At 54.8% G+C, this 19,206-nt stretch carries 18 protein-coding genes and 1 tRNA gene; 6 read left to right on the top strand and 13 right to left on the bottom strand.

The genetic code is table 11. The features are described from left to right. Positions 1 to 45: 45 nt before the first annotated feature. On the bottom strand, positions 46 to 834 hold the full coding sequence (recX, locus tag EKN00_RS08925) for a recombination regulator RecX (protein ID WP_164848088.1): 789 nt from the start codon (positions 832 to 834) through the stop codon (positions 46 to 48). A gap of 194 nt (positions 835 to 1,028) precedes the next feature. Between recX and EKN00_RS08920 the strand changes: the two genes are divergently transcribed. Continuing rightward, positions 1,029 to 2,642, top strand: coding sequence for a helix-turn-helix domain-containing protein (locus tag EKN00_RS08920; RefSeq protein WP_127849784.1), 1,614 nt, complete (start codon positions 1,029 to 1,031; stop codon positions 2,640 to 2,642). 160 nt (positions 2,643 to 2,802) lie between these two features. On the opposite strand, the gene EKN00_RS10875 is transcribed toward EKN00_RS08920, so the two are convergent. Next, entirely contained in the window at positions 2,803 to 2,964 is a 162-nt protein-coding gene (locus EKN00_RS10875; protein ID WP_164848087.1) for a hypothetical protein, read from the bottom strand. Next, the gene (locus EKN00_RS08915) at positions 2,964 to 3,341 is read right to left on the bottom strand and encodes a hypothetical protein (protein WP_127849783.1); all 378 of its coding nucleotides are present in this window, start codon (positions 3,339 to 3,341) and stop codon (positions 2,964 to 2,966) included. The genes EKN00_RS10875 and EKN00_RS08915 overlap by 1 nt, the downstream gene beginning before the upstream one ends. A 174-nt stretch (positions 3,342 to 3,515) precedes the next feature. Here EKN00_RS08915 and rlmD point away from each other — a divergent pair, with 174 nt between their 5' ends. Both rlmD and EKN00_RS08905 read left to right on the top strand, forming a co-directional pair. Beyond that, positions 3,516 to 4,883: a 23S rRNA (uracil(1939)-C(5))-methyltransferase RlmD gene (rlmD, locus tag EKN00_RS08910; RefSeq protein WP_127849782.1), complete on the top strand. Its 1,368-nt coding sequence runs from the start codon at positions 3,516 to 3,518 to the stop codon at positions 4,881 to 4,883. 24 nt (positions 4,884 to 4,907) lie between these two features. Beyond that, positions 4,908 to 5,384: a nucleoside 2-deoxyribosyltransferase gene (locus tag EKN00_RS08905; protein ID WP_127849781.1), complete on the top strand. Its 477-nt coding sequence runs from the start codon at positions 4,908 to 4,910 to the stop codon at positions 5,382 to 5,384. Positions 5,385 to 5,454: 70 nt separating this feature from the next. On the opposite strand, the gene EKN00_RS08900 is transcribed toward EKN00_RS08905, so the two are convergent. The 8 genes from EKN00_RS08900 to EKN00_RS08865 all read right to left on the bottom strand — a co-directional run bounded on the left by EKN00_RS08900 (position 5,455) and on the right by EKN00_RS08865 (position 16,754). Next, entirely contained in the window at positions 5,455 to 7,425 is a 1,971-nt protein-coding gene (locus EKN00_RS08900; RefSeq protein ID WP_127849780.1) for a glucose PTS transporter subunit IIA, read from the bottom strand. A 112-nt stretch (positions 7,426 to 7,537) separates the two neighbouring features. Beyond that, a complete protein-coding gene (gene murQ / locus EKN00_RS08895) occupies positions 7,538 to 8,437 on the bottom strand; it encodes an N-acetylmuramic acid 6-phosphate etherase (protein WP_127849779.1) in 900 nt (299 codons plus the stop codon). A gap of 18 nt (positions 8,438 to 8,455) precedes the next feature. Then, entirely contained in the window at positions 8,456 to 9,502 is a 1,047-nt protein-coding gene (locus EKN00_RS08890) for a MupG family TIM beta-alpha barrel fold protein (protein ID WP_127849778.1), read from the bottom strand. Positions 9,503 to 9,866: 364 nt separating this feature from the next. Then, a complete protein-coding gene (locus tag EKN00_RS08885; RefSeq protein WP_127849777.1) occupies positions 9,867 to 10,739 on the bottom strand; it encodes a MurR/RpiR family transcriptional regulator in 873 nt (290 codons plus the stop codon). A gap of 69 nt (positions 10,740 to 10,808) precedes the next feature. Then, a complete protein-coding gene (spxB, locus tag EKN00_RS08880) occupies positions 10,809 to 12,584 on the bottom strand; it encodes a pyruvate oxidase (RefSeq protein WP_127849776.1) in 1,776 nt (591 codons plus the stop codon). Between the two features lie 251 nt (positions 12,585 to 12,835). Next, positions 12,836 to 14,002, bottom strand: a complete 1,167-nt coding sequence (locus tag EKN00_RS08875; RefSeq protein ID WP_127849775.1) for a hydroxymethylglutaryl-CoA synthase — start codon at positions 14,000 to 14,002, stop codon at positions 12,836 to 12,838. A 228-nt stretch (positions 14,003 to 14,230) separates the two neighbouring features. Continuing rightward, positions 14,231 to 15,478, bottom strand: coding sequence for a hydroxymethylglutaryl-CoA reductase, degradative (locus EKN00_RS08870; protein ID WP_241559487.1), 1,248 nt, complete (start codon positions 15,476 to 15,478; stop codon positions 14,231 to 14,233). 88 nt (positions 15,479 to 15,566) lie between these two features. Next, positions 15,567 to 16,754, bottom strand: a complete 1,188-nt coding sequence (locus EKN00_RS08865) for a thiolase family protein (RefSeq protein WP_127849773.1) — start codon at positions 16,752 to 16,754, stop codon at positions 15,567 to 15,569. A 208-nt stretch (positions 16,755 to 16,962) separates the two neighbouring features. Between EKN00_RS08865 and EKN00_RS08860 the strand changes: the two genes are divergently transcribed. Further along, positions 16,963 to 17,259 carry a hypothetical protein gene (locus EKN00_RS08860; RefSeq protein ID WP_127849772.1) on the top strand — a complete coding sequence of 99 codons (297 nt, stop codon included), beginning with the start codon at positions 16,963 to 16,965 and terminating at the stop codon, positions 17,257 to 17,259. Positions 17,260 to 17,290: 31 nt separating this feature from the next. On the opposite strand, the gene EKN00_RS08855 is transcribed toward EKN00_RS08860, so the two are convergent. Both EKN00_RS08855 and EKN00_RS08850 read right to left on the bottom strand, forming a co-directional pair. Further along, the gene (locus EKN00_RS08855) at positions 17,291 to 17,854 is read right to left on the bottom strand and encodes a restriction endonuclease (RefSeq protein WP_127849799.1); all 564 of its coding nucleotides are present in this window, start codon (positions 17,852 to 17,854) and stop codon (positions 17,291 to 17,293) included. Between the two features lie 192 nt (positions 17,855 to 18,046). Next, a tRNA-Arg gene (locus tag EKN00_RS08850) sits at positions 18,047 to 18,120 on the bottom strand. A gap of 233 nt (positions 18,121 to 18,353) precedes the next feature. On the opposite strand from EKN00_RS08850, the gene EKN00_RS08845 reads away from it, so the two are divergent. Beyond that, positions 18,354 to 18,617, top strand: a complete 264-nt coding sequence (locus tag EKN00_RS08845; protein ID WP_127849771.1) for an AbrB/MazE/SpoVT family DNA-binding domain-containing protein — start codon at positions 18,354 to 18,356, stop codon at positions 18,615 to 18,617. Positions 18,618 to 18,689: 72 nt separating this feature from the next. Continuing rightward, on the top strand, positions 18,690 to 19,049 hold the full coding sequence (locus EKN00_RS08840; RefSeq protein ID WP_241559485.1) for a type II toxin-antitoxin system PemK/MazF family toxin: 360 nt from the start codon (positions 18,690 to 18,692) through the stop codon (positions 19,047 to 19,049). The last annotated feature ends 157 nt before the right edge of the window (positions 19,050 to 19,206 follow it).

Here is a 19,206-nt window from a genome sequence, read left to right as displayed (position 1 = left end):
ACTTCTCTAGAAGTATATACCGCCCGTGTTCATCATGCAAAAGCACTATTCCAAATCATCCAGGACACGGTCGATGTCGTCCAGGTCAAAACCCTTGCGGTACAGGCTCTGCTTGGTCTTCATCCGGCGCTGGTATGGCTCAAGTGTTCGCTTTTGTGCCCAAATTTTTTCAGCCTGACTCCGCAGCAAGTCTGCTTCACGGTCGCTATCCTCTTCCGGGTTTTCGGCCTCGATGGCGGCCATGATGACGTTGTGGCTAAACCCTTTTTGCATCAGGGTCTGATTCACGCGCTGAATGAGCGCCCCGAAACTGCGGCTGCCGGGGCTGCGCAGAATCTTGTGGGCGACCCGCCGCGCAATTGCCAGTTCATCCGCCTCGCTTTGGTTGGCCAGCGCGTCGCTGATGGTGTCGTCATCGACCCCGCGCTGCTTGAGCCACTGCTGAATCATGCGGGGGCCGCGGTCACCGCCACGCCCATTTGCGGCGATAAACTCCGCCGCATACGCCCGGTCGTCCAGGTACTTGAGGTCAACGAGGCGGTCAATCGCGCTGGTGATGGCCTCTTCGGGGAAGTCCTTGTCCGCCAAATACACCTGCACCTGGTGAATCGTGCGCGGCGTGCTGGCGAGGTAACCGACCGCCTTGCTGAAGGCACGCGCGCCCTCATCCTCGTGCTGCAGGGCCGCAACTTCCGCATCGGTGAGCTCCATCCCCTTGGCGAGCATGTATTTGATCAGCGTCGATTCCGCAACCGGAAAGGCGTAATGCCCGTCCAAATCAATATTGTAGCGTCCTGACCGCTTCTGAGCTGTGATCCGCGTGATGGTTGGCATGGTTTTTCCTCTTTCGTACATACGTTTGCTTTAATGGTAGAATACACCCACGCCCGCGTCAAATGCAACTGGGACGTAAGCGGTTTTAAGAACACCATCTTTTTGGATAACCTGCTGCACAAACATTCACCAAATTGTAGTGGAAAAGTCAAATAATGTTATAATTAAGGTAATTTATTGTCTGGAGGCACCTTATGTTTGAAGCATACTTTTTTGACAAGCACGCCGACACGACGTACCGCCTGTTCAAATTACTGAAATCGCTTAACGGCGCGCCATTCACGATTAACAAGCTCAGTAAGCAACTTGGGTTATCGTACCAGCAGACATACAACGCTTACCAGGACATCATGGCCGACCTGCGCCACATGCAGGCAAACCTTGAGGAGCACCACACGTTCACCGGCGAAGACTGTGTTATGAATTCAATGGTCAAACGCTCGACGGATGCGGTGGAAAATGCCGAGCCGGAAAACGAAATGTCCTTCAACGAGGTGGCCGAGGGCATTCACGTCGACAATTACCGTTTCCACCTGCTGCAAAACTCCCTTACCTTCTGTTTCTTCGACCGGGTCTTCAAGAATGATGGCATTAACGTCACCGAATTCTGCCGTGAATGTGGCATCAGCATGTCGACGTTGCGCCGGCGGGTTGAACCCTTCCGCGATTTTTTGCAGAACAATCGTATCCAAATCGACCCCGGCACCTGGGAAATTCACGGTGGCGAACTAGTAATTCGGCAGCTCCTCACCAGCTTCTACAACGAAGGCTACCGCGGGGCTGGATGGCCGTTTACCAACGTTGACCGCGACCAGGTCAAAAAGGTTTTCAACATCATCAATGACGCAAGCGATAACGCACTCGGCATCGACCACCTGAGTGTCGCCACCAAGCGCAACATAATCACCATTGGCGTCCAGCTGATGCGGATGCAGCAGGGCCACTTCTTCACGGTTAATCCGCGCTTGCAGCTACTCTTACGGAATTTTGGCGAACTGGACAACTTGGTTTTCACCCAGGAATACTTCCCTGATTATCCGGAAAGCACCCTGCACGCCGAGCGTAATTACTACTACTGTGCCCGCATCGGCCAAACCATCATGTCCACCCAGGATACCCGTGCCAGCGCCCAGCTGCGTGAATACCTCAGCAGCTTCAACAATCCCGTCGACCGCTTCGTGACGGGCCTGTTTGACGCGCTCACTGCCGACCTGGAGAACCCGGAGGCCCTCCACCTGCGTGCGGATAAGGTGCTGATGACCAATATGTACAAAGTGGTGTTCCTGTATTACGTCATGGACGGGAATTTCGTCAAGCCAAGTGACTTCGCGGACACCAGTGAACTGCTCGAAAGTGGTGCACCGCTGCTCAAGAAGATTACGGACTACATTGAAGGCCTACCGAAAACGGATGAGTGTCACCTGTTCCACCGGTACCTGCCAGCTATTGCCCAGTCACTATTCACCGTCTTCATCCCCGAGCTGGCCGATTTCTACACGACACCAACGCTGAACGTCAAGCTCGAGATGGAGGCCCAGAGCTTCATCACGCGCGACATGTTGAACTACCTGAGGGATTCCAGCACCATCCGCATCATGAACTCCGACACGCAGGAGGTGCCAGACCTCATTATCACCTCCGTCCCGAACGTTACCGGCATGTACGACGTTTTGAACGGGCGACCATCCGTCGATAGCGGCGTCCCGACCTTCTACTGGGGCACCGATAACCACGACGCGGACCTGTACAACTTGTTCAAGCAACTAACCATCAAGGCCGAGGAGAAGCGCAAGGCGAAGAAAAAGTAGCAGTGAACCAAAACATGGGGCGTGACCGACAAAACCTGTCGATCACGCCCCATGTTTTATGCGCGGAATAATTAATATGGTGTGGGAGCAACCTGCACTGCGTTTGCCATGCGCTCGCGTCTCCGCAAGCCAAACCCCGGAGCGCGGAGCAGCCGTCACGCTATTTGCGCCGCTTGGCCAAGGCGCCCAAGATGGAAAGCAGCACCAGCGTCAACATCACGGTGAGGACGGTCCCCAAAAACGCGGCGCTGCGCAGCATAAAACCCACTATTGCCAGCACAATCAGGAGCGCCCAGATTAGCACCGCCGTCAATTTCGACATCAGTGCTCTACCTTCGTCCGGTACGAATTGCTGTAGAGGGCGACTTCATAGCCAATCAGCCAAACCACGACGACCGGCACGATGACGATGGTCTTTTCCATTACGCCGATGAAGTACAAAATCACCAGCGCAACCAGGATGACCCCAAAGGCAATTGCCTGCAACTTCGTGTTGGGTTCAATGATGAAGTGAGCGCTCGTTGACTGGAAATCAATCGTATGTACCGCGGCAAACTTGCCGACACGGTACTTGACGGTGTCGCCCTTTTGCACGTGCAAATCAATGGTTGTCCCTGCTGGCACGATTTGTTCTTGGTCGTTGTGCCAAATGGTGACCTTCTGTTTCTTGGAGGTGGGGTTGTTAAAACTAATCTTCATCACATAATCCTTTCCTGGTCGGCAAAACCCGCCGGCCGCACCGCGAACTTAAGAATTCGCTTTCTCTTAACCATTATACCGAACTCTGCCAATTTGTGGGATAATGTTTTTAACTGAGTATCGTCCATGTGCGGACAATACCAAATGGACACATCAAGGAGAATTTCTTTGGCAATGCAAAATGAAGTACAAGTCGGCGACCGTTTCCCCCTCACCATCCGCCGCATGGACATCAACGGCGCGGGTATCGGGTACTACCGCCGCAAAATTACCTTTGTGACCGGCGCCCTGCCGGATGAAGTCGTGGTCGCCGAGGTCACGGCCGTGCACGACCGGTATCTGGAAGCTAAGACCCACCGTGTCCGCAAACAATCGCCCGACCGCGTCACCCCCGTCGATCCAAACTACGGACACGTCGGCGGCGTTGAGCTCGGCGCACTGAGTTATCCGGCCCAGCTCAAATTCAAGACCGACGTAATCAATCAGTCGCTGGCCAAGTTCAAACCCGCCGGCTGGCAGCATTACGACGTGCGCCCAACCATTGGCGCCGTAAGTCCCCTGCACTACCGCAACAAGGCGCAGTTCCCCGTACGCATGGTGGATGGCCACGTCCGCGCCGGTCTGTACAAACCTGGCAGCCACGAACTCGTGCCACTGCAGACTTTTGCCACGCAGCGCAAACTGACAATGCAGGTCATCACGGGCCTTTGCGCCATCATCGAACGGCTCCAAATTCCAGTGTATGATGAAAAAGCCAACTCCGGGATTATCAAAACCCTCGTTGTCCGGGAATCAGCCGCCACTGGTGAGGTGCAGGTAACCTTCGTGACCAATTCGCAGAAGCTGCCGCACAAGGAAAAACTGCTCGAGGCCATCGCCACGGAGTTGCCCGCCGTTGTCAGCATCAGCCAGAACGTGAACAAGGGCCGCACCAGTCAGATTTGGGGTGACACAACCACGCTGCTCGCGGGATCCCAGTACATCACCGAAATCATCAACGGCATCGCCTACAACCTCTCGCCGCAAGCATTCCTGCAGCTGAACCCAGAGCAGACCGCGGTGCTTTACAAAGAAGCACTGGCCGCCCTCGACCTGCACCGCGGCGACAAACTGGTTGACGCATATTGTGGTGTCGGCACGCTCGGGCTCGCACTCGCCGGCGCGGCCGGCTCCGTGCGCGGGATGGACACAATTCCCGCCGCAATCGAGGACGCCAAGGCCAACGCCGAACGCAACGGCTTCACGAACACGGAATACGTTACCGGGAAAGCCGAAGACGTGCTGCCCAAGTGGCTGGATGAAGGCTACCGGCCCGACGCCGTGATTGTGGACCCACCGCGCACCGGGCTTGAGGGCGCGTTCATCCCCGCCCTGCTCCGGGCCAAACCGAAGCGCTTCGTGTACGTCAGCTGCAACCCATCCACCCTTGCGCGCGATTTGGTGCACCTGAGCAAGACGTACCGCGTTGACTACATTCAGTCGGTCGATATGTTCCCCGAGACCGCCCGCGTGGAGGCAGTTGTGAAGTTGAGTTTACGCTAGAACAGGAAAGGACTTTGCCAAAACATGAAAATTTATTTTGCTAACGGCCTCTTTAGTCAGGCTGACTTTGATTTTAACGCCAACATTGTGGCGCAGCTGCGCAGTGAAATTCCGGGCATCAACATTTACCTGCCCCAAGAGAACGCGGCGATTAACGACAAGCAGGCATACGCTGATTCCAAAATGATTGCGCTGGCCGACACGGACGAGCTGGTCGGCAGCGACCTGGTCATCGCCGTCCTCGATGGCATCTCCATTGACGCCGGCGTTGCCAGTGAAATCGGGGTCGCCTACGCGAAGGGCATCCCCATGATTGGCCTGTACACCGACTCCCGCCAGCAGGGTGCCACCAACTCAAAGAAGCTGGCCGCACTCGCGACGATTGCCGAGAACCAGTTCCACTACCTGAACCTCTACACCACCGGGCTGATTAAGCTGAACGGGACCATCGTTAACAACGTGCCCGCACTCGTTGCCGCGGTCAAAGAATACGTGAAGTAGGAATTAATTAAAATCTCCGCAGCACACAAAAAGAGTTCAAGACAGCGTCTTGAACTCTTTTTGTGTGCTCTTACTTAGTAACGACCGTCTGAACGAGGGTTCCTTCGTCAATCTTGCCAGCGGTAATTGGCGTGATTGAGTCAACGGCATCCATGTTCGTCACCGCGGTAATCACGGTTGTTTGCTTGCCAGCTTGCTTGATGGCGTCAAGATCCATCAGGGCAATCTGCTGACCCGCGTGCACCGTGTCACCGGCCTTCACGTTAACTGTGAATGGCTTACCACCAAGCTCGACGGTATCCAGGCCAAGGTGCAGGAGTAATTCCATCCCGTTAGCCGTAGTCATCATAATCGCGTGCTTCGTGTCGGCAACACTGACGATTGTCCCGTCAGCAGGAGCAACGACTGTCCCCATGCTTGGGTTAATGGCAAAGCCGTCGCCGACCATTTTCTTACTGAACACATCATCATTCACTTGATCCATTGGCAGCAAGTCCCCAGTTGCGGTTGCAACCAGTTCACCCTTGCCGGCAACCTTAGCAGCTGCTGGTTCCGGTGCGGACACTGTGGCAACAGGTGCATCTGCGGCAACTGCAACCTCTTCGTCTTCATCAACCATGGCGCTCTTTGGCACACCGAAGAAGTACGTTGCAACAAAACCACCAGCGTAAGCAGCGAGCAGGCCAAAGACATAGCCGAGCCACTTACCATTAGCAATCAGCGGAATCAGCGCAACCCCAGAAGGGCCAATCGCGATTGCACCGATGTTGCCGAGGCCACCAATAACGGCACCACCGATACCACCACCGATACATGCGGTGATGAATGGGCGACCCAGTGGCAACGTAACCCCATAAATCAAAGGTTCGCCGACACCGAGAATCCCAACGGGCAGCGCCCCTTTAATCAATCCAGTCAGCTTCTTGTTCTTACGTGCTCGAATCCACAGCGCAATTGCGGCACCAACTTGACCGGCACCAGCCATGGCCAGAATTGGCAGGAGTGGCGTGTAGCCAAGTTTTGCAATCATTTCGACGTGAATTGGGGTGAGAATCTGGTGCAGACCGAACATAACCATTGGTAGGAAGAACAGCCCGAGCACGAACCCGGAGAATGCCCCACCAACGCTCAATACCCACTGAATTGCACCAACCAGGGAGCTAGAAACAACCCCCGCGATTGGCATTACCAGGAAGATGGTGAACGCACCAACAACCAGCAGCGTCAGCATTGGCGTGAAGATAATATCAACTGAGTCAGGAATCCACTTGTGGAGCTTCCTTTCAACCATGGAAGCAATCCAAACGGCGAAGATAACGCCGATGATCCCACCTTGTCCGGCAGCAAGTGGCTGACCGTTGAAGATGTTCGTGATTGTGACCGGTGCGACTACCCCTGGCAACAGGGTCATCGCCCCAATGGCACCACCAATCCCTGGCGTGCTCTTAAACTGAGTTGCGGAGTTAATCCCAACGTAAATCGCGAGGTAACTGAACAGCCCACCGTTGATAACTTTGAGGACCGTAATAATGTCGGTCCAGTTCTTGCCAATGGTTCCGGCAACCATCAAGTTGGACAGAATCGCGGCAATCCCGGAAACAAGCCCGGCACCAACGAAGACTGGAATCAGTGGAATGAAGATTCCAGAGATTGCCTGCAAAACCTGGCGCCACCAGGTCTGCTTGAGCTTAGCCTTCTGCGCTGCGTGGACTTCGGCGGCCTTGGCGTTAACGGCCTCCTTGTTGCTTGCGTGCGTGGATTCGCTCGGGAAAGTCTCCCCAAGTTCAACCCCGACGCTGTTCACCATTGCCAGGGCGACCTTGTTGACGGCACCGGGGCCGATGACAACCTGGAGCGTGTCTTCCTCGACCACGCCGAGCACGCCGGGAATCTTCTTCAGACCCTCCATGTCGACCTTGTCGTAATCGCGAATCGTCATCCGGACACGCGTCATGCAGTGAATCAATTTTTCAACGTTGCCTGGCCCACCAACATGATCAAAGATGGCCTGGCCCATTACGCTGTATTTATCTTCAGCCATAATATCCTCCTAGACTACGGATGCGGCGTGCACCTGCACGCGTTGACCCGTATACCCACGCCCGCAAGTTCCTGAATCACTCGGGAATAGCGGACACACAACATTAATTCCTCTATTTAATTGCCGCCCGGATAAAGCCCTTGCCCCGGTCGAGCCGGGCGCGTGCTTCGTCTTTGTCCAAATCCGTGAGAACCATCACGATTGCCAATTTAACGTTCTGGTCCGCATCGGCAAACGCCTTGGACGCTGTCGCTTCATCGCAATCAGTGGCCTGCTGGATGATACGTTTGCTGCGGGCAACCAGCTTCTCGTTGGTTGGCCGGACATCGACCATCAAGTTTTTGTAAACCTTGCCGATGCCAACCATTGAGCCCGTTGACAGCATGTTCAGCACGAGCTTCTGGGCCGTCCCCGACTTTAAGCGTGTCGAGCCCGTCAGAATCTCGGGGCCGACGGGAACCTCAATCGCAATCTTGGCGTGCTTGCTAATAACCGCATCGCTGTTGGCAGCTAGGCTCACGGTGTGGGCACCGACTTCATTCGCATAGTCCAGACCGCCAACAACGTACGGTGTCCGCCCACTTGCAGCAATGCCAACCACCGTATCCTTAGCGGTCAGCTTGGCCTGCTCCAGGTCCGCTTTGCCGAGTTCCAGTGAATCTTCTGCACCTTCAACCGCGACGGTCATGGCACTTGAGCCGCCAGCAATGAAGCCCTGCACCATTTCCGGATCAACACCGAACGTCGGCACACACTCGGCCGCATCCAAGACGCCCAGCCGGCCACTTGTTCCGGCACCAATGTAAATCAAACGGCCACCACGGTTAAATGAATCAATAATTGCGTTAATTGCCGTTTCGATTTCTGGTAGCGCGTGACTAACACTGACGGGCACCGTTTGGTCTTCAGCGTTCATGACGCGAACAAAGTCGTGGACGCTCATGGTGTCAAGGTTCATCGTGTTCTTATTTCGGGTCTCAGTCGTGAGTCCCGCTAAATTCGGTTCGGTCATAATGTGTTTCTCCTATCTCTATTGCTTGCAAAATTCCACTGCTTGCCCCGCATCCACGAATGGCAACAATTCACAGCTGGCCGAAGTGAGCTGGCCGAGGAGATTAACCCGCTTGTCTGCTGGTAAATCTCGCCGAGCAATTTGAACTTCGCCAGCATAGCGACCATATTCATCATTGTCGACGGTGACACTGCCGGCAACCCGCTTCCCGGTTGCAGCCGGCCTCGTGGCGAGCAGTTGCAATTCTCGCGACTCGGCGAACCGGACAACATCCCGCGCAACATCGGGGCGGTTGTGCCAGGTCCGCTCATAAAGAGGAACCGGCAATTCCGCGACCGTATCCAGCAGCAGCTTGCCTTTCTGAATGTACGCGGCAAACTGTTTGCGGGTGTGGTCCTTAATGGTTTCATCTCCGATGTAGACGCGGTCCGTGGCGAGCTGCTGCAGCTGAAGGGCCGCCGCAAGTGGATTGGCGCCCCGGTGCTCTTCAAGAGTCGGCAGCCCTGCCTGAATTGGCATCCGCAATTTCCCGTCACCGGGAACAAACCCCATCGTCTTGATGCCGTGATCATGTAACCATTCATTCTTGCGGGCGTACCAGCCTGCATCTAGGCCCGTTTCCGGCCGCGGATAATAGTTGTGCCACGCTTCAATGCGGTTCATGTCACCACCGGCCTCGCGTAATTCACGCAAATCGGTTTCGCTAATTGTGCTTGCATTGAGGGCTATCGGCAAAATGCGGGACAACCCGGCAATCTCGGCGTTGGTAAATCCAAAATCAAGGCGTAGTCCACTTAAACCAAGCGCTCTAATTGCCGCTGAGTTCGTGTAATCAATTCCCATCTTGGCGAATCCGTCCTGCGACACATCGGCCACAAGTTCGAGATTAGCTTCCGCGCAATACTGACGCAGAATCGACAATTGGTCCACCAGTTTGCCGGCATCATCTTCGGGAATGTGCAGCGAGGTAAAAACACCGGTGAATCCGGCCCGCCGCATCGCTTTGATATATACCAATGTCGAATCATCAAGCGAACTATTGAGATATACCGAAAACCCAAACATAAGCATCCTCCCTTCATAAATGAGATTCTACACGCAATTGTCGCACTGTCCAGAGGCAAAATCACCGCCAAACATTTCACCTATACCAATATCGTAGACGTTTTTGCATTTTTGACTTAACAATCCTCACGCCATCAACATCGATTGGGTAATTCGGCAATCGCCACCCAAAATTGGGCTATTTTTTACGCATAGATTGAAAACCCTTCCAATCAACAAATACAGAATAGCATTAAAGTAAATGCATTTCAACCATTTTAAAATATTTAAGAAATAATATTTCCGAAGCGAGCAAATTCGCCGAAATATGAATACAAAAAAAGCAGCCAATCGTACGATTAGCTGCTTCATTCATAATCACTATTTATTTGAACCCATTCCGCAGTGAGCGTTTATACTCCGCGACTGCTTCGCGCGAAACCGACACAGAGCGGGCTGCCTCTTCGTAGTACCGACTCACGAACGCGTAATACACGATGTCAACCAACATGAACTGCGCGTGGAGCGACTGGGTCGCCGCGAACCGGTGGTGGCCCTCAACCGGCTGGGAGGTTTGCAACGTGTAATCCGCGTACTTCGTGAGTGAATTCTGACCAATCTTGGTGGTCGCAATCACTGGCAGGCCGGCGCTGTGGGCCAGCTTGGCAGCCATCACCGCCTCAGGAGACTCGCCGGAGTTGGAAACAAACCAGACCACCGCGTTATCGGGGTCAGTCGCCATTGCGGGCGGCAGGAACACGTTGAGGTCATCGCTCACGGTGCACGCGTACCCGAGCCGCGACCACTTCTGGGCAATGTTCTGGGCAACCAGATAGGACGCACCGACGCCGAATATCAACAGGTGCCGCGCCCCGTGCAGCAGCGGCAACACCAAATCAAGGTTATCGTCGTGCACCTGATCGACCGTTTCCCGCAATGACCGTTCGGCGTTCGCGAGCAACTTAGCCTTCAGGGAGTGCAGGTCCTCATTCTGCCGGATTGCGTCATCCAGGCTTGCATCATCTTGGCCGTTACTGAGGTCCGCCGCTAGTTGCAGCTTGAGCTCGTTGTAGCCCGCAAAATTGAGGCGCCGCACAACCCTGCTAACCGTTGCCGCGCTAGTCTCAGCCGCAGCGGCAAGTTCTTGCACATTCATCGATAACACGGTTTCCGGGTTATCGAGCACATACTCAGCTACCCTGCGTTCAGCCGACGCCAGGCCATCAAGTGCGCCTTGAAAGTTTCCCCGAACTGTCATTCGAAAGCCCCCATTTCTCACATAAGAATACCATATAAAATTTGGGTGGGCTAGAAATAACTCGCCGAATTAGTCACCAAGTTCCTCCACTGGAGCCTCACCACGGCTGGCGTGTTCCAGTAGTTCGCGGAGCGGAATCAGGCCCTCCGCGTGGTACTTCTTCACGAACGCATCCACGTCCTCCTGCGGTGCCGTCTCCGCGTCGAGGACCAGCTGTTCAACCGGCAGCGGACGGTCATTGGCGATGTGGACGTTGATGACAACGGGGCCATCGCGGTGACTGGCCGCCGCCGCAAACGCCGCCTTTAATTCGGCAAGATTAGTCACCTCAAAACCGCGGGCCCCCATCGCCGCACTGGCCTCGGCATACCGGACCCCTGGAAGAAGATCAACCCCGCTGTGCGGCTGGTGGGTGTCGTCCTGCTCCGCCTCAATGAAGCCAAGGCTGTCGTTGCTCAGGATAACGTTGATGATTGGCATCTTGTATTTGACCTGCGTGATGATATCCTGCATCACCATGGCGAAGCCGCCGTCACCCGAAATTGACCAGACTTGCCGGTCCGGGAACTCCGCCTGCGCCCCGATTGCGGCCGGCAGCGCGTAACCCATCGTCGCGTACCAACCAGAAGTGGTGAAACGCTGGTTCTTACTGGTGTCCAGGAACCGCATGCCGTCGATGGTGACGTTCCCCACGTCCACCTGGAAAATCGCGTCATCAGTGGCCATGGCGTTAATTTGTTCAAAAACCGGTTCAACCCGCATCGGTTCCGCGGCGGATTCACCGAAACTGTGAATCCAGGACGACCAGTTGGCCTTGTCTGCCAGCGCCGCATTGTACCAGGCAGTCGCCTTGCGTGGTTGACTGCGGTCCAGCATCATTTTGGCTACTTGCTTGGCATCGGCCAAAATCGCGACGTCTACCGTGTGGCGCCGGCCGAACTTGCTGGCGTCAATGTCCACCTGGATGTATTTGGCATCCGGGTTGATGAAGTAAGGCTGGAACGGGAAATCGGAACCGAGAAACAGCACAGCGTCCGCCGCCCGGGCCACTTCCACCCCCGGCTTGGTCGCAACGCGCCCGGCACTGCCCATGTTGCCCTTGTAGTCATCCGGGATGATGTCCTTGCCGAGCGCCGTGACCACAATCGGCATGCTGAGTTTTTCCGACAGCGCAAGCACATCCGCCGTCGCCCCCTTAGCGCCCTGGCCCACGTACATCACGGGCTGCTTGGCCGCGGCCAGAATTGCGAGCGCCTGGTCAACTCGTCCGGGATCCGGCTGCGGCAGAATTGGCTGCTGATAAAGTTTGGCGGAAGAGACGTAATTGTCCTCGATTGGTACCCAGCCTAGGTCAGTTGGGATTGTCACGACGGAAACGCCACTGTACTTGTACGCCTGGCGAATCGCCTCATCAACCACGTGCGGCATCTGCGCGGCCGTCATTACCGTCCGGTTGTACACAGCCACATCCGCGAACATCGGGTTCTCATTCATTTCCTGGAAGTAGTCCGTGTTCATTGCCCCGGTGCCAACCTGGCCAACCAGTGCCAGCACGGGCACGTGGTCGTGCTGTGCATCGTACAGTCCGTTAAGCAGATGCACCGCCCCAGGGCCGGCCGAACCAAAAGTGGCACCGATCTTGCCCGTGATTTTCGCCTCGCCTGCAGCCGCCAATGCGCCAACCTCTTCGTGCCGCACCTGAATGTACCGCATCGTCTTGCGCCGGTTATGCAATGCATTCATGGTCGAGTCAAACGACCCACCGGGAATACCATAAATCTGGTGAATGCCCCAGTCCTCAAGCACCTTAATCATCGCATCCGCAGCGTTAATCAATCCTGACATAAGTCCTTCCTCCAATCCTTAGCCACATTTACTTATTTTTTGTAACCGTTCTTATGATGTTATTGTAACCGATTGCACGAACCTAAGCAAGCACAAAAAAAGACCCGCGGGCGTAAATCCCCCAGCGGGTTCGAATCGGCTACCTTAAGTTTGTTATAACGGCACCGCCAGCGCCAAGAACGCCGGTCCACCGCACCTCTTTGCGATTAAATACCCCAATCGTGCACTAAGCCAGAAGGGCAGGCTCAAAATTATAGCCGCACGTATTTACGTTCCTGATCTACCACGCCGGTTAGCTGGAACTTACCGGTGTTCAGCGTCGTGTCCGTTGCGAAGTCTGCCGCCGCGTAAGGCACCTTGCTGTTGAACATGGTCTCGTATTCGGCAACGCTCAACTTCTTGCGATCATTCAAGTGCTGCAGGTGCCCATCCTTGTTCAGGTATGTCGCGTAGCCTTCCTGAAGAAAACCACTGTAGAATTCGCCAACAGCACCGGAACCGTACGAGAACATCCCCAGACGGTCTCCCGCATGCAGGTCAGTACTGCTTTCAAGGAGGCTAATCAGCGCGAGGTAAAGGGAACCCGTGTAGATGTTCCCAATCCGGCGACTGTAGTTGGTCGATTCAGCATAGCGAGCATTAATGCGGGCCTGCGTTTGCTCGTCTTCGTCCGGCAAAACCGTCTTGAGGGCCTTCATCCCCATCTTGGTGTAAGGCAGGTGGCAGTTAATTGCGGCAAAGTCGGCAAGGTCAAGGCCCGTGCTTTGCTTATACTCAGCCCAAGCCTGCTGGAAGAATTCAATGTACTTCTCGGTTGAATACTTTCCCTTCGCCAGCGCCAGGTCGGTGTAGACCGGGCGCCAGAAGTCCATGATGTCGTCGCTAAGAAACGCGGAGTCATCCTCAATGGTCATGATTTTAGGATCAGCACTAATCAGCATGGCAACCGCGCCGGCACCCTGAGTTACTTCACCACCAGAGGCGAGGCCGTAGCGGGCGATGTCGGCCGCAATGACGAGCGCCGTCCGGTCGGGATGTGCCGCAACGTAATCGCGCGCAGCCATCAGCCCAGCGGTCCCGCCGTAACAAGCCTGCTTGATTTCATAGGTGCGCACGTGCTTGGGCAATTGCAGAAGGTTCTGAATAATGACCGCGCCGGACTTGCTGGCATCGATTCCGGTTTCCGTCCCGAGAATCACCATCCCGAGTTTGCTTTGATCAATGTCGTCAATAAATTCACTGGCGGCATTAGCCCCCATCGTCACGACGTCCTCAGCTGCTGGTGGCACCGCCTGCTCACTTTGGCCAATCCCGATGATGAACTTATTCGGGTCGACGCCACGCGCCGTGGCCAGCTCAGCTAAGTCTACGTAATAGTTGGGGGAGTACAATCCCAAACGGTCAATCCCAATCTTCATTATTCTCTCTCCTCTTTCTGCGCCTATCTTCTGATTAAATGGCGAAAGCATCCAATAACAACCGCAGTCGCCAGTTGTTAACGACTCCCGCCAGTCAGCAAAATGAGCCGCCGCAGCAACTCATCTAGTCAATCAATAATATTCATGCTACCACTTGTTTCACGGCAAATTGTTAATGTAGCGTACGCTTAACGAAAAATTTGCCGGTGTGGCACCTGTCACTGACGGTTACTTGCGGGTACGCATAATTGCCAGCAGCTTCTTTGCCGTCGCCAGCGTCTTGTCTGTGTCCTGGAGCTGCCGCGTTAACTCGCCGATTTCGGCATCACGCGCCCCGGCAGCAATCGCCAGTGCCCCCGCCTGCAGCGCCATGTGCCCGGACTGAATCCCGGGGCCGACCAGTGCCCGCAGCGCCGCCAGGTTTTGGACCAGGCCCAGCGCCGCCAGCACGGCCTGTGCGTCCGCAACCGTCGCAATTTTGCCCAGCTTCATGGCAATCTGCGCCAGGGGCAAGGCCGCCGTGGCCCCACCGACAACGCCCAGCTGCAGCGGCACCGCAATTTCGCCGTGCAGAATTGCACCGTCCGTTGTCCACCGGGTGAGTGGCTGGTAACTGCCAGTGCGGGCGGCATACGCGTGGGCAGCGGTCCCCACCGCGCGGTAGTCGTTGCCAATCGCGATGGTTGCGGCCTCGATGCCGTTCATCACGCCCTTGTTATTGGTCGTGGCCCGTTCCACGTCAAGCTGGCCAAACGCACTTGCCTGGGCAATTCTTGCGGCAATCGTGCGCCCATCAACGTTCTTAGTCGCAACTGCCGCAACCGGAATATCGACGGTTCCGACAACCGGATCATCGGAGTAATTGCTGAGAATTGCCAGCAAGGAGGCCTGCTTCAGCCAGCCGCTAACCATCTTGGCCACCGCCTCCGCAATCGAGTTGACCATGTTCGCGCCCATTGCCGCCTGGGGGTCAACGAGCAGCCGAATCTTCACAAAATCCGCAATTGCCGCGACCGTCACTTCTTTCAGGCCGCCGCCCCGCCCGATAATGGACGGGTGCGCGTACGCGGCCGCGTCCCAGATATCGTCTTCCCGTGCGCGGATTAAGGCAACCGCGGCTTGCGGGTCGGCGACACCGGCGAACACAACTTCCCCAGCAACCGTGTGGGCGGGAATCGTGACGGACACACCGCCCCCAGCGCTCGCCATGCGTGCACCATTGCTGGCCGCCGCAACGACACTGGGCTCTTCGCCCACCATCGCAACGTTGCGCGTCACGCCGTTAACCACCAGCTTCCGGGCAATCCCGAACGGCAGCGCGAACTGGCCCAGCTGGTTTTCGCCCAGATGGCCCGCAATTGCATCCGGCAACACGTGATTGGCTAGTAAGTAGTTCGCGTCATTTTCATCAATGCTACCCTCGGCGACTAGTTGTTCAAGCCGCTCCTTGCGCGATAGCTGATAGAATTTTGGCAAAACGCAAATCCCCTTCCACAACAATGCGGCAGTAACGTTGCTACTACCGCACCACATTCTTATTCAAAGTCACAATCGCTCGCAAAAACTAGTCGTTAGAAACCAAGTGCAACTGGAACCCAACGCCAAGGCCCCCGCCAATGCACAGGGCCGCGATACCGGTCTTCAAGTTGCTGTTTTGCAGCTCATGAATCAACGTCGTCACAATCCGCGCACCGGAATCCCCGAGTGGGTGGCCCAGCGCAATCGCGCCCCCGTTAACGTTCACCTTGGTGGTATCCAAATCAAGTGCCCGGGTAACCGCCACACTCTGCGCCGCGAAGGCTTCGTTCAGTTCAAAACGGTCAATGGCTGCCTTGTCCGTCCCGGTCTTCTTCAGCAGGCGCTTGACCACGTAGTACGGTGCATAACCCATCACCTGCGGGTCAACTCCGGCTTCAGCATACGCGTCGAGCACGGCCTCGTACTTGATGCCCATCTTGTCGGCAACATCCCGGCGCAGCAGTAACATTGCGCTGGCACCGTCGTTCAGGGAGCTAGCGTTACCGGCCGTCACCGTCCCGGTGCTCACAAAGCTCGTGCGCAGTCGTCCAAGCTTTTCAAGACTGGTGTCCCGCCGCGGACCCTCGTCCTCTTTGACAACCACGGTGCCCTTGCGCGTCTTGATTTCGACCGGCACGATTTCTCTTTCGAACTTGCCGAAGTCCTGGGCCGCGACTGCCCGGCGGTGGGATTCAAGAGCCCATTCATCCTGTTCTTCACGGGTGACGTTGTACTGAGCAGCGACGTTTTCGGCCGTGTTCCCCATGGCCACACCGGAGAAGGCGTCCTGCAGGCCATCACGCACCAAACCATCAACTAGCTGCCGGTCACCAAACTTGGCGCCCCAGCGTGCACTGGTATCATAGTAAGGAACGTTGGTCATGCTTTCGGTCCCGCCGACAAGCACGATGTCCGCATCGCCCATGACAATGGCTGCCTGGCCAACACGAATGGCCTTCAGCCCGGAACCACAAACCTCGTTAATCGTCATTGCGGTACTGGTGACTGGCATTCCTGACTTCACGGCGACCTGCCGCGCAACGTTTTGTCCGGATCCGGCCTGGTAAACATTCCCAAAAATCGCCTGGTCAACCTTTTCCGGATCAATCCCGGTGCGTTCAAAAACGGCTTTGGCAACAACTGTCCCCAATTCCACTGCATTGAGGCTCGAAAGCGCCCCACCAAACTTACCAATTGGGGTCCGAACTGCCCCTGCAATCACTACTTCAACCACTACGCAATGGCTCCCTTCTGCACCTTGTCCAAGGCGCAAACCTAATTTGAGTCTAACATATAGTAATAGGATACCACGAACTAAACACGTTCGTGGTATCCTATTATATGTTAAAGACAATTTTAATGGCAAGGATTAGCGCACCTTAATCCTGTAAATGAATCATCGACACCTGTCACCTACGTAATCGGCGAAAGGAAGTAAGCACATGCGCGCAATCGATCTGTGGGCCCTCACCTCGGACCTCGACCCCAAGGCACCCCTCAAGACCAAAGTCGGGGACACCACGTTGAACATCACCGGCTACCGGCTCGAAAACGATAATTTCATCCTTGAAGCCCGCGCTGATGGCCAGCCGAAGAATCTCGGCACCTTCATCAGCATTGCCCAACAACCCGCAGTCCGCAAGCTTCCCGTCCGTGTGCGCCGCGTTGACACGGAGGACGCCCCCGCCCGGATAATCTTTGGTTGCCAGTTCCGCGAGCGGGCGGTCGTGCTTAAGTAGCCGCACAGCCGCAGCCTCAGCGGACCTCCGCCTAACTGGGCAACCGCCGCAGCATTTTACGGAACCCATCACGGTCAATCAGCTGCACCCCAAGTTCATCCGCCAGCTCTTGCGCCGAATCGGAGAATGTGCTGTTCGTGAGCACGATGGCCCCGTCAAGTTCATAGTACTGGTGCCCGGCCCATACCTCTTGCACGGCCCGATTACCGACGAAACCATTGTACCGTTTGCACTGAATGCCGTATTTGACCTTGTCCTTCGTGGCGATAATGTCGACGCCCTGGTCGCCGCTTTCCTGAGTGACCGTGATGTGCCGGTAACCGTTGCGCTTGAGCAGGTATGCACAGAAGCGTTCGAAGTCAAAGCCGTCCATCTCGTCGATTTTTTCGAGGGATAAGTCACGGTAGCGGAAATGCCGGTGGTAGACCCATCCGGCCACCCAGATTGTGAACACGGCAATCACGCCAAAACTGACCGGATCGAGGAACACGTGCCAGTTTGCGGGCACCACATCGCGGCCGTAAAGCGCATAGGCTAGGCTAAGTACCATCAAGAGCGTAATAATTGTAAACAAGCGTTTGATTAATCTATGTATCATGGTCGTTCACTGCCAGCCAGTAGTTCTACCGCCCAGCATTCGCCCCCTTTTTTGCTTATCTATTAACTGTAGCAAACATCGGTTCGCCTGACCACCATAATCAGCTACTTTTAGACAAAGTTTAGGGCAAAATAAAAACGCCGTGCTCGCGGCGTTTTTTGTGTTCAGGCTTAATTCACGGACTAGCTATGCGACAGGCGAGACTCGAACTCGCTACCTACAGTTTAGGAAACTGTTGCTCTATCCAGGTGAGCTACTATCGCATCAACTATCCAATTTTAATGCATTCGGGCAGGCGGCGCAAGAACATGTTCTGTGGTATTCATTGGCAGAGACACGGAACGATGGTATTTACTCGCGGAATAACATTTGTTAAAATACTCTTGGGTTGAACGTTGTGTATTCAGTTTCCCGTGATTCGCGGGTCATTGTCTACGTCACCCACAATCAGTAACTGGCATGGCTACAAGGGCATTAGCAATCAGGAGGAAGACTGATGGAAACAAAGCTAAGACGTTGGGGTAATTCCCAAGGCATCTTAATTCCAAAGACACTGCTGGCAAAGCTAAACATTGATAATCCGGATAACCAATCAGTCGAACTAGAATTCCAGGATGGCAAGCTGACCATTACAAAGGCGACGAATAAATCCAAAATCGATCAATTATTTGAGGGATTCGATACAGATTCTTACTTTGACAAGTACGGTGAACCCCACGAAGCACTTTCAGGGGACACTGTTGGTAAAGAACTAATTTAACTTTTCTCCGGCATGCGTGATTTTTTGCGTAATCTAAGTTAGGCATAGATTGGCCAGAAAGGAGAAAGTTCAATGCAAAAAAGTGCCCACCTCGTGCCCATGCGTCAAGGCGGAATTTACTGGATTCAGTTAAATCCAGTTGCAGGACATGAGCAATCAGGCAAGCGTCCTGTACTTGTGGTTTCTGCAAATGACTTCTATCGGGTTACACACATGGTCAAGGTCATGGCAATTTCCTCAAAAGAGCGTGTCTTTCCATTACGCGTAGATTTACCACAAGGATTATCTACAGTCGGGCAAGTTCTTGTTGACCAAGAACGGTCCATTGATCCAAATGCACCAGAACGTGAAGCTGAGTTCATAGAGATGGTACCAAAACCATTCCTCATGAAAATCGCTAAGCTGAACGATGCAACGCATGAGGTTCGTTAGGTAACGAACATGCCAAAACAAGAGCACCAGCTGCGGTTGGTGCTCTTGTCGTGCAAATAAATAGACCCCCGAAGCTAACCTGCGATAATCCCTTTGTGGTTGTCAGATGAAATATCATAATTCATCTGATGATTACGGAGGGATTTTTGCATGCCCA

This window comes from Lacticaseibacillus hulanensis (assembly GCF_004010095.1).
In the GTDB taxonomy this organism is placed as follows: domain Bacteria; phylum Bacillota; class Bacilli; order Lactobacillales; family Lactobacillaceae; genus Lacticaseibacillus; species Lacticaseibacillus hulanensis.
This window is presented reverse-complemented; position numbering and strand designations above follow the sequence as displayed.

Bases quoted from the DNA above. Each gene is read 5' to 3' on its own strand.
- recX (WP_164848088.1), bottom strand. From the start codon at position 834: ATGCCAACCATCACGCGGATCACAGCTCAGAAGCGGTCAGGACGCTAC.
- EKN00_RS08920 (WP_127849784.1), top strand. From the start codon at position 1,029: ATGTTTGAAGCATACTTTTTTGACAAGCACGCCGACACGACGTACCGC.
- EKN00_RS10875 (WP_164848087.1), bottom strand. From the start codon at position 2,964: ATGTCGAAATTGACGGCGGTGCTAATCTGGGCGCTCCTGATTGTGCTG.
- EKN00_RS08915 (WP_127849783.1), bottom strand. From the start codon at position 3,341: ATGAAGATTAGTTTTAACAACCCCACCTCCAAGAAACAGAAGGTCACC.
- rlmD (WP_127849782.1), top strand. From the start codon at position 3,516: ATGCAAAATGAAGTACAAGTCGGCGACCGTTTCCCCCTCACCATCCGC.
- EKN00_RS08905 (WP_127849781.1), top strand. From the start codon at position 4,908: ATGAAAATTTATTTTGCTAACGGCCTCTTTAGTCAGGCTGACTTTGAT.
- EKN00_RS08900 (WP_127849780.1), bottom strand. From the start codon at position 7,425: ATGGCTGAAGATAAATACAGCGTAATGGGCCAGGCCATCTTTGATCAT.
- murQ (WP_127849779.1), bottom strand. From the start codon at position 8,437: ATGACCGAACCGAATTTAGCGGGACTCACGACTGAGACCCGAAATAAG.
- EKN00_RS08890 (WP_127849778.1), bottom strand. From the start codon at position 9,502: ATGTTTGGGTTTTCGGTATATCTCAATAGTTCGCTTGATGATTCGACA.
- EKN00_RS08885 (WP_127849777.1), bottom strand. From the start codon at position 10,739: ATGACAGTTCGGGGAAACTTTCAAGGCGCACTTGATGGCCTGGCGTCG.
- spxB (WP_127849776.1), bottom strand. From the start codon at position 12,584: ATGTCAGGATTGATTAACGCTGCGGATGCGATGATTAAGGTGCTTGAG.
- EKN00_RS08875 (WP_127849775.1), bottom strand. From the start codon at position 14,002: ATGAAGATTGGGATTGACCGTTTGGGATTGTACTCCCCCAACTATTAC.
- EKN00_RS08860 (WP_127849772.1), top strand. From the start codon at position 16,963: ATGCGCGCAATCGATCTGTGGGCCCTCACCTCGGACCTCGACCCCAAG.
- EKN00_RS08845 (WP_127849771.1), top strand. From the start codon at position 18,354: ATGGAAACAAAGCTAAGACGTTGGGGTAATTCCCAAGGCATCTTAATT.
- EKN00_RS08840 (WP_241559485.1), top strand. From the start codon at position 18,690: ATGCAAAAAAGTGCCCACCTCGTGCCCATGCGTCAAGGCGGAATTTAC.